Raw genomic sequence first — 13658 nt, forward strand, 5'->3', positions numbered from 1 at the left:
GCGCTGTCGATGCTCGCGCTCTGCTTCAGCATCGGCGAGCTGCGCCTGGCGCTGCCGGGCCGCTGCGTCGTCGAGGTGCTGCCGCGGCACGTACTGCGGCCGGTCGCGCTCGCACCCGCGGCGGTCACCGGCCTGCTGCCCTTCCGCGGGGCGCTGGTGCCGGTCGTGGACCTCTGCCGGCTGGTGCTGCAGCGCGATGCCCGGCCCGTGCATTCGAGCCGCATCGTGATCGTGTCGGTCGCCGAACAGACCGGCGGCGCGCGCCTGGTCGGCCTGCTCGCCGAGGACGTGCTCGACCTGGTGCCGGCCGGCGAAACCGTCCCCGGCCTGCAACTCGCCGACGCCCCGTGGCTCGGCGCGCACCTGGCCGAACCGCCGGGGCTGCCGCAGCTGCTCGATCCGTCGCGGCTGCTGCCGGACGAGCTGGCGGCGCTGTTCGTCGCGGACGCCGCCGCATGAGCCGCGAGGCCCTGCTGGACCTGCTGCGCGAGCGCATCGGCCTGGATCCGGCGACGCTCGGCGAGCGCGTGATCGACGATGCCTGCGCCGAGGCCCGTCGCCGCCTCGGCGTCGCCGACGACCTGGCGCTGCACGCGCGCGTCGTCGGTGATGGCCAGGCCTGGACCGCCTGCGTCGAAGCCTTCACGGTGCCCGAGAGCTGGTTCTTCCGGGCCGGCGAACAGTTCGCCGACCTCGCGCGGCATGCACGTGCCCTGCCCGCGCGCCCCTATCGGGTGCTCTGCCTGCCGTCCGCCGCCGGCGAGGAAGCGTGGTCGGCGGCGATCTCGCTGCTCGACGCCGGCCTGGCGCCCGGCGAGTTCGAGGTGCTCGGCATCGACGTGTCGCCGGCGGCGATCGCGAAGGCCGGTGCCGGCCTCTACCGCCGCTCGGTCTTCCGCGGGCAGACGCCGCCGGCGACCTGGCTGCACCCGGCCGGCGAGGGCGGCTACCGGGTCGACCCGCTGCTGCGCCGCTGCGTGCGTTTCCGGACCGGCAATGCGCTCGATCCGCGCCTGCTCGCCGACGAGGCGCCGTTCGCCGCGGTGTTCTGCCGCAATCTGCTGATCTACCTGCATGCCGACGCGCGCCGGCGGGTGCTGCTGGCGCTGCTCTCGCGCCTGCGACCGGACGGGCTGCTGTTCGCCGGCCAGGCCGAGGTGCTCAGCAGTTTCGACCAGCGCCTGCAGCCCTGGCCCGGCGGCAGTCCGCTGACCTTCGTGACCGCCACCGGCAGCCGCGCGGCCGGCGAAACGCCGGCATCGCGCCGGGAATCGCCGGCGGCGCCCGCGCCGATGCCGCGGCCGGCGACTGCCGCCGCGGCCGCGCCCCCCGCTTCCCGCCCGCCGCCGCCCCGCCCGGCGCCGCCACCTGCGGCCGCCGTGCCCGACGACGCCGATACCGCGGTCGCCGCCGACCCGATCGCCGAGGCGCACCGGCTCGCCGATGCCGGCCGCGTCGGCGAAGCGCGCGCGGCCTGCCTGGCGCAGCTTTCGCGCCGGCCCGACGACGTCGCCGCGCTGTTCCTGCTCGGCCTGCTGGAATCGGCGGCCGGCGACATCGACGCCGCCGACCGCGCCTTCGGCCAGGTGCTCTACCTCGACCGCGGCCACCTCGACGCGCTCGAGCAGCGCATCGCCCTCGCCGAACGCCGCGGTGAACGTGGCCGCGCCGCCGACCTGCGCGCCCGCGCCGGCCGCCTGCGCAATCGCGCGACGCCCGGAGGTGCCGCATGAACGCCGTGGCCCATTGCTGGCGCACGATCGGCGTGCACGGCGGCGACCACAGCTGCGAACGCCTCGCCGAGGTCCTGCACTGCCGCAACTGCCCAGTGTTCTCCGGCGCCGCGCGCAACCTGCTGCAGCGCGAATCGGCGGCCGTGGCCGACGACGCCGGCCTCGACGACGCCGGCGCCGGCGCCGGCCGCGCGACCGCGCTGGTGTTCCGCATCGGCCGCCAGTGGCTCGGGCTGCCGCCGGCGCTGGTCGGCGAGGTCGGTGCCGACCCGCCGGTCCGCCGGCTCGCGCACCGCACCGCCGGCCGCATCGAAGGCGTCGTCAACGTCCGCGGCGAACTGCGGCTGTGCATCGCTTTCGGCGAACTGCTCGGGCTCGGCCGCCGCACCGAGTCCGGGCGCGGCACCCGCCTGGTGCTGATCGAGGACGCCGGTGGCCCGCTGGCCTTCCGCTGCGACGAAGTGCGCGGCCTGGTCGGCTACCCGCCCGAGCGCGAGACGCCGCCGCCGGACACCCTGCGCGCCCCGCTCGACGAATGCGTGCGCGCGCTGCTGCCCGAGGACGACGGCGTCGCGGTGGCGCTGCTCGACGGCGAGGCGGTGGCGCGACTGCTGCGCGCGGCGGTGTTCGGATGAGCGCGCTCTGGCCGCTGATGCAGCAGGAACTGCGGCGGCTGCTGCCGCAGTTGCAGGAACTCGCCGGCCAGCTGACCGGCGGCTGGGATGCGGCCGCGTCGGCGCAGTGGCAGAAGCGCCTTGCGGCGTTCGCCGGCAGCACCCGCGTGCTCGGCGACACCCCGCTGCTGAACTTCGTCGCCCGCCTGCAGCCGCTGTGGCGTTCGCCCGGTGGCCGTGCCGGTGACGGCGACGAGGCGCGCACCCTGCTGATGGCGCTGGACGACCTCGCCGGGCTGCCGTTCGACGAGGCGATGGCCTTCGCGGCGTCCGCGCTGCAACCGGTGGCGACGCCGCCGCCGGTGCTCGGCGATGGCGGCGCGCCGGCGGCCCCGCCTGCCGCCACGCCGGCTTCCGCCGCGGCGGTCGAGACGGCACCCGCCAGCGCCGCCGACCAGCGCCTGCGCACGCTGTTCGCGACCGAGATGGCCGACAAGTGCCAGGCGATGGAACGCGTGCTGCTGCAGCTCGAGCAGGCGCCGGAGCGGCTCGAGCTGATCGCGCCGCTGATGCGCGCCGCGCACTCGATCAAGGGCGCCGCGCGGGCGGTGCGCATCGACCCGGCAGTGAAACTCTCGCATGCGCTGGAAGACCGGCTGAGCGCGGCGCAGAAGCGTGGCGAAGCGCTGCCGCCGGCGCTGCTCGAACTGGCGTTGCAGGCGGTCGACCGCCTGCGCCGGCTCGGTACCGATGACGGCGAGGCCGCGCGCCAGGCCGCCGCGGACACCACCGCGGCGCTGCTGTCCGCGGACGCCGGGACGGCGACGACGGCCGCCGCGCCGGCGCCGGCGTCCGCCGCCGGCGGCGCGATGGCGCCGCCGGCCGACGCGCCGACCTACATCGACGTCGAGGAAGCCGACCCGATCCTGCGCGTGCGCGCCAGCCACATCGGCCGGCTGATCGCACTCGCCGGCGACGGCATCGTCGAGAACCGCCGCCTGCGCGGCTTCGGCGAGCGCCAGCTGCGCCTGCGCCGCGAACTCGGCGACAGCGCGCGCGCCCTCGACGAACTGCACCGCGCCCTCGGCGCGCCCGGCGCCGACACCGCGATCGGCGCGCTGGTCGCCGGCCTGCGCCACCGGCTGTCCGATGCCCGCCACCGCATCAATCACTGGCTCGACGAATTCAGCGCCTTCGAACGCGAGTCGGCCGACCTCACCGAACGCCTGTACCACTTCGCGAACCAGACCCGGCTGCGGCCGTTCTCCGACATCGCCGCGGCCTACCCGCGGGTCGTGCGCGATCTCGGGCGCAGCCTCGGCAAGCGCGTGCGCGCGATCGTCGAGGGCGAGCAGCTGGCGGTCGACCGCGACGTGCTCGAACGCCTCGACGCCCCGCTGACCCACCTGCTGCGCAACGCCGTCGACCACGGCATCGAGGCGCCGGCCGTGCGCCTGGCCGCCGGCAAGCCGGAGGAAGGCACGCTGCGCATCAGCGCCAGCTACCGCGCCGGCATGCTGGCGATCGAGGTCGCCGACGACGGCGCCGGCGTCGACTACGCGAAAGTGCGCAAGCGCTGGCAGAAACAGCGCGGCCTGGACGCCCGGGCGGCCGCCGCGCTGGACGAGGAGGCACTGGCCGAGACCCTGTTCGTCGCCGGTTTCTCGACCCGCGACGAGGTCAGCGAGATCAGCGGCCGCGGCGTCGGCCTCGACGCGGTGCGGCAGATGCTCACGCAGCTCGACGGCGAGGTGAGCCTGCACTCGCGCCGCGGCGGCGGCACCGTGTTCTCGCTGCGGCTGCCGATCTCGCGCGCGGTCACCCGCGCGGTCGCGGTCGAGGTCGCCGGCGAGACCTATGCCTTCCCGCTGCAGCGCATCGAGCGCCTGGTGCGCGCCGGCGACGACCGGCTGCACCGCCGCGGCGCCTTGCAATACCTCGCGCTCGACGACGACGCGGTGGGTCTGGTGCCGCTGGCCGAACTGCTCGAACTGGGCACGACCCGGCCGGCCGGCGAAGAGATCGACATCGTCGTCGTCGCTCATGAAGACCGCCGCGTCGGCTTCGCGGTCGATGCCGTGCTCGGCGAGTTCGATCTGGCGACGCGGCCGCTGGACCCGCGCCTCGGCCGCGTCGCCGACCTCGCGGCGCTGGCGCTGATGCCGGACGGCGCCCCGGTGGTGCTGCTCGACATCGAGGACCTGCTGCGCGGCGCGCTGGAACACGAACGCGAACTCGGCCGGCTCGCCGGCGGCGAGGAGGAAGCGCCGCGGGCGCTGCGCCGCGTGCTGGTCGTCGACGACTCGATCTCGGTGCGCGAACTGGTGCGCCAGCTGCTGGTCGCGCGCGGCTACGAGGTCGAGGTCGCGGTCGACGGCATGGACGCCTGGGCGCGCCTGCGCGAATGGCCCTGCGACCTCGTGGTCACCGACGTCGACATGCCGCGCATGGACGGCATCGAGCTCACCCGGTCGCTGAAACAGGACCCGAAGCTGCGCGCGCTGCCGGTCGTGATCGTCTCCTACCGCGACCGCCCCGAGGACCGCGCGCGCGGCCTCGAGGTGCATGCCGACGCCTATCTGACGAAGGCCGATTTCCAGGAACACGGCTTCCTCGACGTCGTCCACCAGCTGATCGGCGACGCCGAGGTCGGCGCGTGAGGCTGGCGGTCGCGCACGCCGACCGCCTCGTCCGCGAAGCGCTGCGCCGCGCGCTCGCACGCAGCCCGCTGGAACTGGCCTGGAGCGCCGGCGACAGCGACACGATGGAGGAGTTCTGCCGCCGCGACCCGCCGCAGCTCCTGCTCGCCGACCTGCACCTGCTCGGCACGCGCGCCGCGCGCTTACCGGCCCTGCTGGCCGCCGGCATCGCGGTGATCGCGGTCAGCGAACGCGACGGCGCCGGCGATGCCTACGAGGCGCTCGGCTACGGCGCCCTCGGCCTGCTCGAACCGCCGCGGCTGACCGAGAGCGGCGAGCTCGTCGGCGGTCCGCGTGCGCTCGCACGGATCCAGCGGCTCGCCTCGCTGGTCGTGCCCGGGCCGCCGCCGGCCGCCGTCGCGCGCGGCGGCGACGTGCGTCCGCCGCTGATCGCGCTCGGCGCCTCGACCGGGGGACCGCATGCGCTGGCGCGGGTGCTGGCGACGCTGCCGGCGACGCTGGCCGCGGCGGTGCTGATCGTCCAGCACATCGAAAGCGGCTTCACCCAGGGTCTCGCCGAATGGCTGGGCAGCCAGAGCCCGCTGCCGGTGTCGCTGGCGCAGCGCGGCGAGCGGCCGCAGGCCGGGCGCGTCTACGTCGCCGGTGCCGGCGGTCACCTGGTGCTGCTGCCCTCGTTCCAGTTCGGGCACCAGCATGGGCGGCCGGGTGAACTGCATGTGCCCAGCGTCGACGCGCTGTTCCTGAGTCTCGCCGCGCATGCCTCGCCGGGCGCGGCGGCGCTGCTCACCGGCATGGGCAGCGACGGCGTCGCCGGGCTCGACGAGATGCGCCGGCGCGGCTGGCACACACTGGCGCAGGACGAGGCCAGCAGCGTCGTCTGGGGCATGCCGCGGGCGGCGATCGCTTCCGGCGCGGCGACCCAGGCACTGGATCTGGCGGCGATAGGACCGGCGCTGGTGCGCCACATCGACAGGGGCAGGCAATGAGTGCGGAAAAACTGCGGGTGCTGGTGATCGACGACCAGCCGATCATCCTCGAGGCGGTGCGCGGCATCCTGCGGCTGGCGCCCGAACTCGAGGTCACCACCGTCGACGACGCCGACTCGGCGATCGTCACCGCGCTGGAGATCCGCCCGCACGTGGTCCTGCTCGATCTGAACATGGAACCGGTGGACGGTCTCGAGGTACTGCAGCGCCTGCGCGCCGATCCCGAACTGACCGACGTGTCGGTGGTGATGCTGTCGGGCGCCGAGGAACCGGAGACCAAGGTCGAGGCTTTCCGCCGCGGCGCCAACGACTACGTGGTGAAGCTGCCGAGCCCGCTCGAGCTGGTCGCGCGGGTGCGCTACCACGCGAAGGCGGCGGCGGCGACCGCGGCGCGCGAGGCGGCCTTCCAGGCACTGATGGAGAGCCGCGCCGCGCTCGAGGAAACGAACCGGCAGATGGAGGAGCAGAAGCGCCAGCTCGAACTGATGAACCGTGAGCTGACCGAGGCCAGTCTCACCGATGCCCTGACCGGCCTGCGCAACCGCCGCTGGCTGCGTTACTTCCTCGAGCAGGCGCCGGTCACCGACGTCGCCGCCGAGGAGCGCCGCAACCACACGCCGGGGATGTTCACGTTCGCGCTGTTCGACCTCGACCACTTCAAGCAGATCAACGATCGCCACGGCCACGAGACCGGTGATGCGGTGCTCGTCGAAGTGGCGCGGCGGCTGCGCCGCGACCTGCGCCACAGCGACGGCATCCTGCGCTGGGGCGGCGAGGAGTTTCTCGTCGTCGGGCACGGTTACGACCGCGAGGGTGCGGTCGATTTCGCGCGGCGCATCCTGCAGGCGGTCGGCGGCGAACCGATGAAGCTGCCCGGCGGAGTGAGCCTGAAGGTGACCTGCTCGCTCGGTTTCGCGCCGGCGCCCTGGCATGCCGCGGACGGGATGCGGCTGGGCCGCGAGCAGGTCCTGCATCTGGCCGATTTCGCCCTTTACCTCGGCAAGCTCGAAGGGCGGAATCGTGGCTACGGCGTGTTCCCGGGGCCGGATCCGGCGATCGTCGAACGGATCTCCGACCTGAGCCTCGACGCCCTCGGTCTGCGCCGAGAACACGGCCGGGGCGTCGAACTGGTCGCGATCCCCGGGCCCGAGTCCGCCCCCTAAGGCCCGAGTCCACGTCTTAAGCCGAGCCCCACGCGCCGGCCCCACGGAGAAACCCCGCATGTACCCGCTGATCGGCCTCGTCACCCTCGCCACGGTTCTGCTGCTGGGCTGGACCAGCTACCTCGTCGGCCGCGCCCGCCACCGCTACGGTGTCGCCGCGCCTTCGACCACCGGTCCGGACGGCTTCCAGCGCGCCTTCCGGGTGCAGGCCAATACCTTCGAATCGGCGCTGATGTTCCTGCCGGCGCTGTGGACCGCGAGCTGGTGCCACGGGATGCCGCTGCTGACGGCGGCGCTCGGCGCGGTCTGGCTGATCGCCCGCACCGCCTACGCGCTGACCTATCTCGACGCGGCGAAATCGCGGGCGATCCCGTTCGTGCTGTCGATGCTGGCGATCCTGGCGCTGGTGCTGCAGGCGGCCTGGGGAATCGCCTGGCAGCTCGTCCTCCGCTGACGCCCGCCCGCCTCCGGGTTTTCAGTGTTGCGCGGTCTTGACCAGCAGGTGCTTGGCCAAGGCGCCGTGCACGACCGCGACGCCGCGGGCCAGGTGCAGCAGCAGGAACATGCCGAGCACGCCGAGCGCGAAGCAGCCCGGCAGCGCCCAAGGTCCCGGCAGGAACACGTCCTGCTCGAAGGTGCCGAAGCCCAGCATCGCCAGGGCGCCGGCGATCGCGCCACCGATCAGCCCCAGTGAGGTCGCGCCGACGGTCACGGCGACCGTGAAGTACAGGATGCCCAGCGGCAGCATCAACACCTGGTAGAGCATCGTCGACCACGTGCGCGGGTCGGTGAACATCATGCCGATGCGGCTCAGCCAGGGCTTGCCGCGTTCCGCGTACAGCGGCCGGCGCGGCATGCGTTCGCCGAGCATCGTCTCGACCAGGCGACCTTCGACGAGCGCCATCAGCCGCACGATGCCGACGAACAGGATCACCACCGGGATGCCGATGATCAGGATCGCCAGCCCGGCCGACAGGCTGAATCCGGTCACGACGGTCGTGAAGTAGATGATGCCGGTGGCGATCGACAGCAGCATGTAGAACAGCGCCGTCCACGCCCGCGGGTCGATCACGACACCGAAGAAACCGGCGAGCAGGCCGCGCGGTTTCGGCGGTGCCGGCGTGCGCAGGGCCTGGCTGACCTGCACTTCGGTCTCGCGGTAGATCTCCGCGACCTCGGCCGGCGCGCCGTAGCTGGTGGCGACGCGGACCAGCATCGCCGCCTCGGTCTCGCCGGGGTTCTCGGCGAGCTCGGAGCGCAGGTATTCCTCGGCGTCGTACAGGGCGTCCTGCACCAGCGCCGGGTCGGCGTTCCGCAGCTCGGCGCGCAACTGGTCCAGGTACTGGACGATCGAGGTCGGCACGGGAGGGTTGGCGGCGGTCATTTCGGCAGTCCTTTGAGCACGGAGTCGACGGTGTCGCGGGTGGTGTTCCAGGTGGCCAGCCATGCGTCGAGCACGGCGCGGCCGAGGGCAGTGATGCGGTAGTAGCGGCGTGGCGGGCCGGCGACCGAGGGTTCGACGTGGCTCTCGGCCAGACCGGCGGCGCTGAGGTTGCGCAGGACCGGGTAGAGCGCGCTCTGGCGACCGCCGAGCAGCGGGTCGCCGGTCTGCTCGAGCCGCTTTGCGATCTGGTAGCCGTACAGCGGCTCGTCACTGCGCGCCAGCACGGCCAGCAGCACCAGCGACACCGTCCCCGCGGCCAGCTCCTTCTGGAACTTCTTCAGATGCGGCTCGGTATCCATGCCCCTGTCCTCGACTGCCTCATATCTGGCAGTTCCGCTTAGTGTTGAGTCAACACTAGTGGGGCTGGTGGAGGACGCGCAGTGCCTGAAGTCACAACAGCGGCAACGCCCCCCATTCCCCTGTAGGAGCGCCTTCAGGCGCGATGCCCTCCGCCACGCCGTAGGAGCGCCTTCAGGCGCGATGCCCTTCCCCCGCGTTCCCGATCACCGATGTAAAGCATCGCGGCTGAAGCCGCTCCTACGGGATGCGGCTTCTGGGCTATCGTTGCCCCACCCCCAGCACCGAGGATCCCCGCGATGTCCGCCGCGTCCAGCTCCGCTCCGATGCCCGCCGTCTTCATCGGGCACGGTTCGCCGATGAACGCCGTCGAGGACAACGCCTGGCGACGAAGCTGGCAGACCCTGGGGCAGCGGCTGCCGCGGCCGAAGGCCATCCTCTGCGTGTCGGCGCACTGGGAGACGCAGGGCGTCTACGTCACCAGCAGCGAGAAGCCCGACACCATCCACGACTTCCGCGGTTTCCCGAAGGCGCTGTTCGATGTGCGCTACCGGGCGCCGGGCAGCCCCGCCCTCGCCCGTCGCGTCGCCGAACTGGTGAGTACGCCGCGGGTACACCTGGATCCGCAGCGTGGCCTCGACCACGGCGCCTGGAGCGTGCTGCAGCCGATGTATCCGGAGGCCGACATCCCGGTCGTGCAGCTGAGCCTGTCGACGCTGCAGCCCGGCGCCTGGCACTACGACCTCGCGCGCCAGCTGCAGCCGCTGCGCGACGAGGGCGTGCTCGTCGTCGGTACCGGCAACATCGTGCACAACCTGCGTTACTGGCGGCCGGACCAGACCGCGCCGCTGGACTGGGCGCAGCGCTTCGACGAGGACATCGCCGAGCGCATCGCCGCCGGCCATCACGAGGGCATGCTCGGTTACGAGACGCTCGGCCCGGATGCCCTGCTGGCGGTGCCGAGCCCGGAGCACTACCTGCCGCTGCTGTACGTGCTGGCGCTGCAGCGCGAGGACGACACGGTGGAGTTCTTCAACGAGGACGTGGTCGGCGCGATTTCGATGCGCAGCGTGCTCGTCGGGGCATGAGCAAGGTCTACGACGCCGCCTACTTCGACACCTGGTACCGCCACCGCGGGCTCGCCAGCCCGGCGGCGCTGCAGCGCAAGGTCGCGCTCGCCGTGACGACCACGGAATATTTCCTCGGCCGGCCGCTGCGCTCGGTGCTCGACGTCGGCTGCGGCGAGGGCGCATGGCGGGCTCCGCTGCGGGCGCTGCGGCCGAAGCTGCATTACCTCGGCGTCGACGCCAGCGAGTACGCGATCGCCCGCTTCGGTGCCCGCCGCAACCTGCAGTTCCTGCCGTTCGCCGACCTCGCCGTGCTGGCGCCGGCGCAGCCATTCGACCTGCTGGTGTGCTCCGACGTCATGCACTACCTCGGCGACGGCGAACTGCAGGCCGGCCTGCGTGAGTTCCCGCGCCTGTGCGGCGGTGCCGCCTTCGTCGAAGTGTTCACCGCCGGCGACGACATCGTCGGCGACATGCACGAGCTGCGGCGGCGGCCGGCGGCGTTCTATCGGCACGCGCTGCAGCAGCTCGGCTTCGTGCAGGCGGCGCCCTACCTCTGGCTCGGCAGCGAACTCGCGGCGACCGCGACGGCGCTGGAAATCCCGCGGTGACCGACGGCGCGGAGACGCCGTTCGCCGGGCTCGACCCGGACATGATCCTCGCGGCGGTCGAGGCCCTGGGTTTGCGGGCGGATGGGCGGGTGCTGGCGCTGAACAGTTTCGAGAACCGCGTCTACCGCGTCGGGCTGGAAGGAGAAACGGGAAACGAGGAACGGGCAACGAGTGGGGGCGCGCGCTTCGCGCGAATGGCCCAGGGGAACGGGGGCGGTGCGGTCGTCGTGAAGTTCTACCGGCCGGGGCGGTGGAGCGACGAGGGGATTCGCGAGGAGCATGCTTTCGTCGCGGAACTGGCGGCGGCGGACATCTCCGTCGTCGCACCGCTGGCGTTCGCCGGCGAGACCCTGCATCGGCACGCCGGTTACCGCTACGCGCTGTTTCCGCTGCGCGGCGGGCATGCGCCGGAGCTGGGCGACCGCGACGTCCTGCGCCATCTCGGCCGGGTGCTCGGGCGCCTGCATGCGGTCGGGGCCGGCGCGCGCTTCGCGCACCGGCCGGTGCTCGATGTCGAGCACTTCGGGCACGCGCCGATCGACTTCCTGCTCGACGGCGACTGGCTGCCGGACGATCTCGGCGAGAACGTCGCGGTGCTCGCCGACGCGGTGCTCGAGGACGTCGAGGAACGCTTCGCCGCCCTGCCCGACATCGCGATGCTGCGCCTGCACGGCGACTGCCACCCCGGCAACATCCTGTGGCGCGACGGCCACGCGCATTTCGTCGACCTCGACGACTGCCTGACGGGCCCGGCGGTGCAGGATCTGTGGATGCTCGCCGGCCGCCGCGAGGACAGCGGCCCGGCCTGGCGCTGGCTGCTCGAAGGCTACGGGGAATTCCGCGCTTTCGATCGCCGCGAACTCGCCCTGGTCGAACCCCTGCGCGCGCTGCGTCTGCTGCACTACAACGGCTGGATCGCCCGCCGCTGGCACGACCCGGCGTTCCCGGCGGCGTTCCCGGCATTCGCGACACGCGCCTGGTGGGAGGCGCTGATCGGCCAGTTGCAGGAGCAGCTCGCCGCTTTCGCAGAGCCGCCGGTGGATCCGGACGCGCGCTGAGCGCGGCGAATCCGGTAAGTTGCGGCGATCCCTCCGAATGGTGGAACCGCCGATGTCCCTGCAGCCGAAGCTCCTGACCCTCGTCCTCACCGCGGCCCTCGCCGCCTTCGCGACGGCGCCGCGCGCGGCCGAGCCCGGTGACGCGTCCGCGCAGGTCGCGCCGCGTGCGACGACGCAGCAGGTGCTCGATGCCTCGTCGCCGTCCGACTGGCGCCCGCTCGACCCCGAGAACACCGTGGTGATGACGCTGGCCAGCGGCGACGTGATCATCGAGCTGGCGCCGCAGTTCGCCCCCGCGCATGTCGCCAACATCCGCGCCCTCGCCCGTGGCGGCTTCTGGGACGGCCTGAGCATCTACCGCGGCCACGACAACTTCGTCGTGCAGTGGGGCGACCCGGAAGAGGACGAGGCGAAGCAGCGCGCCTTCCCGAACGGCGCCCTGCGCAAGCTCCCGGCCGAATTCGACATCGCCGCCGCCGGCGTGCCCTTCACCGTGCTGCCCGACGTCGACGGCTGGGCGCCACAGGTCGGCTTCTCCAACGGCATGCCGGCCGGACGCGATCCACAGGCCGGCCGCGCCTGGCCGCTGCACTGCTACGGCAGCGTCGGCGCCGGCCGGGGCCTCGAGGCCGATTCCAGCACCGGCGCCGAGCTCTATGCGGTGATCGGGCAGTCGCCGCGCCAGCTCGACCGCAACATCACCACGATCGGTCGGGTGGTCTTCGGGATGGAGCGGCTGAGCGTGCTGCCGCGCGGCCCGGGCCCGCTCGGCTTCTACGAGGACCAAAGCCTGCGCACGCCAATCCAGCGCGTGCGCCTGCTTGCCGACATTCCGGAGGCCGAGCGTCCGCGGCTCGAGGTGCTGCGCACCGACACCGCGACCTGGGACGCGCTGATCGAGGCCCGCCGCAACCGCCAGGACGACTTCTACAAGCGCCCGGCCGGCCACATCGACGTCTGCAACGTGCCGTTGCCGGTGCGCGAGCCGTCCTGATCAGTCGATCGTGCGCAGGACGTCGGCGACGGCCGCGGCGCGCGCCGCCAGGGCCGGGTCGCCGCTGGTCGCCAGGTAGACGTGCAGCGCCAGCAGGAAGGCGCGGGTGTCGTGCCGCTTCGCGAGACCGGTCTGGCTGGTGAAGGCGTCGGACCACGCCGTCATCGGCGCCGGCGCGGCCACGCGTTCGAGCCAGGCCCGCCAATCCGCGTCGTCGTGCTGGCCGCGCTGCAGCACGAACAGCACCGGCCGCGCCAGCCGCTCCGATTCGCCGTAGACGTAGAAGTGCCCGGGCGGCGCGACCTGGCTGGCGACGGCGCCCAGGATCGCGTCGAGCTGCGGCTTCTCCAGCGCCGGATTCAGCGCGAGCTGCATCAGCAGGTCGGCGCCGTGGGCGACGCCGTGGCGCCAGCCCTCGGTTTCGTCGAAGCCGCGCCAGTCGCGCACGGCGGCGACGTACGACGTCGCCACCTCGACCAGTTCCGCGCGCTGGCCGGCGTCGAGCCACGGCGCGAAACGATCCGTGCGCGCCACCTCCGACAGCACCAGCGCCGCGAACGGTGCCCGGAATCCCGGCCCCGGCAGCGCGGCCGGGCGCCCGACGCAGCTCATGTCGATGCCGTCGAAATCGGCGTGGACGAGCTCGCGCTGCAGCCGTACGAGCATGGTCCGGCGCGTCACCAGGTCGAGCGCGTCGGCACGCAGCCAGTGCGCGAGTGCCGCGTAGGCGATGCCGTCGCGCACGGCCGGATCGGGATGACCCAGGCAGTCGAGCAGGCCGAGCGCGAGCCGCTGCCGGGCCCCGTCGTCGGCGACGACCCAGCCGCCGGCCTTCAGTGCCTCGAGCTCGGCGCGTGCCGGGCCACGGCCTTCGCAGGCGGCGCCGCCCTCGATCGGTCCCGGCCGGGTGACGGCATCCGCCGGCGCCGGGCAGGCCGACGCGGCGCCACCGGCGAGCAGCACCGCGAGGGTCATGGAAGCGAAGCCTGGACGCATGGGCCTTCCCCGATCACGCGCGACGCGCGGCGAAC

At 73.2% G+C, this 13658-nt stretch carries 14 protein-coding genes; 11 read left to right on the top strand and 3 right to left on the bottom strand.

Features of this window, described 5'->3' with window-relative positions; genetic code table 11:
• Positions 1-9: 9 nt before the first annotated feature.
• The 7 genes from K311_RS17215 to K311_RS0114255 are packed head-to-tail and all read left to right on the top strand — an operon-like array spanning position 10 to position 7610.
• Complete coding sequence (locus K311_RS17215) at positions 10-459, top strand: chemotaxis protein CheW (protein WP_051240197.1); 450 nt, start codon at positions 10-12, stop codon at positions 457-459.
• Positions 456-1733 carry a CheR family methyltransferase gene (locus K311_RS17220; protein ID WP_051240198.1) on the top strand — a complete coding sequence of 426 codons (1278 nt, stop codon included), beginning with the start codon at positions 456-458 and terminating at the stop codon, positions 1731-1733. The genes K311_RS17215 and K311_RS17220 overlap by 4 nt, the downstream gene beginning before the upstream one ends.
• Positions 1730-2368, top strand: coding sequence for a chemotaxis protein CheW (locus K311_RS17225; protein ID WP_051240199.1), 639 nt, complete (start codon positions 1730-1732; stop codon positions 2366-2368). Before K311_RS17220 ends, K311_RS17225 begins: the two co-directional genes overlap by 4 nt.
• Entirely contained in the window at positions 2365-5007 is a 2643-nt protein-coding gene (locus tag K311_RS0114240) for a hybrid sensor histidine kinase/response regulator (RefSeq protein WP_051240200.1), read from the top strand. Before K311_RS17225 ends, K311_RS0114240 begins: the two co-directional genes overlap by 4 nt.
• Positions 5004-5993 carry a chemotaxis protein CheB gene (locus K311_RS0114245; protein WP_026817846.1) on the top strand — a complete coding sequence of 330 codons (990 nt, stop codon included), beginning with the start codon at positions 5004-5006 and terminating at the stop codon, positions 5991-5993. Before K311_RS0114240 ends, K311_RS0114245 begins: the two co-directional genes overlap by 4 nt.
• Entirely contained in the window at positions 5990-7156 is a 1167-nt protein-coding gene (locus K311_RS17230) for a diguanylate cyclase (RefSeq protein WP_081683482.1), read from the top strand. The genes K311_RS0114245 and K311_RS17230 overlap by 4 nt, the downstream gene beginning before the upstream one ends.
• A 58-nt stretch (positions 7157-7214) precedes the next feature.
• A complete protein-coding gene (locus K311_RS0114255; RefSeq protein WP_026817847.1) occupies positions 7215-7610 on the top strand; it encodes an MAPEG family protein in 396 nt (131 codons plus the stop codon).
• Between the two features lie 21 nt (positions 7611-7631).
• Here K311_RS0114255 and K311_RS0114260 read toward each other — a convergent pair whose 3' ends face one another.
• Entirely contained in the window at positions 7632-8540 is a 909-nt protein-coding gene (locus tag K311_RS0114260) for a sensor domain-containing protein (protein ID WP_026817848.1), read from the bottom strand.
• Entirely contained in the window at positions 8537-8899 is a 363-nt protein-coding gene (locus tag K311_RS0114265) for a PadR family transcriptional regulator (RefSeq protein WP_026817849.1), read from the bottom strand. The genes K311_RS0114260 and K311_RS0114265 overlap by 4 nt, the downstream gene beginning before the upstream one ends.
• A gap of 357 nt (positions 8900-9256) precedes the next feature.
• Here K311_RS0114265 and ygiD point away from each other — a divergent pair, with 357 nt between their 5' ends.
• From ygiD to K311_RS0114285, 4 genes are read left to right on the top strand one after another with little or no spacing between them, the layout of a single operon-like run.
• On the top strand, positions 9257-9985 hold the full coding sequence (ygiD, locus tag K311_RS0114270; protein ID WP_245570673.1) for a 4,5-DOPA-extradiol-dioxygenase: 729 nt from the start codon (positions 9257-9259) through the stop codon (positions 9983-9985).
• Complete coding sequence (locus K311_RS0114275) at positions 9982-10575, top strand: class I SAM-dependent DNA methyltransferase (RefSeq protein ID WP_026817851.1); 594 nt, start codon at positions 9982-9984, stop codon at positions 10573-10575. The genes ygiD and K311_RS0114275 overlap by 4 nt, the downstream gene beginning before the upstream one ends.
• Positions 10572-11633 (top strand): serine/threonine protein kinase, encoded by a 1062-nt coding sequence (locus K311_RS0114280; RefSeq protein ID WP_026817852.1) that lies wholly within the window; start codon positions 10572-10574, stop codon positions 11631-11633. Before K311_RS0114275 ends, K311_RS0114280 begins: the two co-directional genes overlap by 4 nt.
• Positions 11634-11685: 52 nt before the next feature.
• Entirely contained in the window at positions 11686-12627 is a 942-nt protein-coding gene (locus K311_RS0114285) for a peptidylprolyl isomerase (protein ID WP_026817853.1), read from the top strand.
• Here K311_RS0114285 and K311_RS17235 read toward each other — a convergent pair whose 3' ends face one another.
• Positions 12628-13602, bottom strand: coding sequence for a DUF2785 domain-containing protein (locus K311_RS17235; RefSeq protein ID WP_051240202.1), 975 nt, complete (start codon positions 13600-13602; stop codon positions 12628-12630). It abuts the gene before it with no gap.
• Positions 13603-13658 lie beyond the last annotated feature (56 nt).

Source organism: Arenimonas composti TR7-09 = DSM 18010, assembly GCF_000426365.1.
Classification (GTDB): Bacteria; Pseudomonadota; Gammaproteobacteria; order Xanthomonadales; family Xanthomonadaceae; genus Arenimonas; species Arenimonas composti.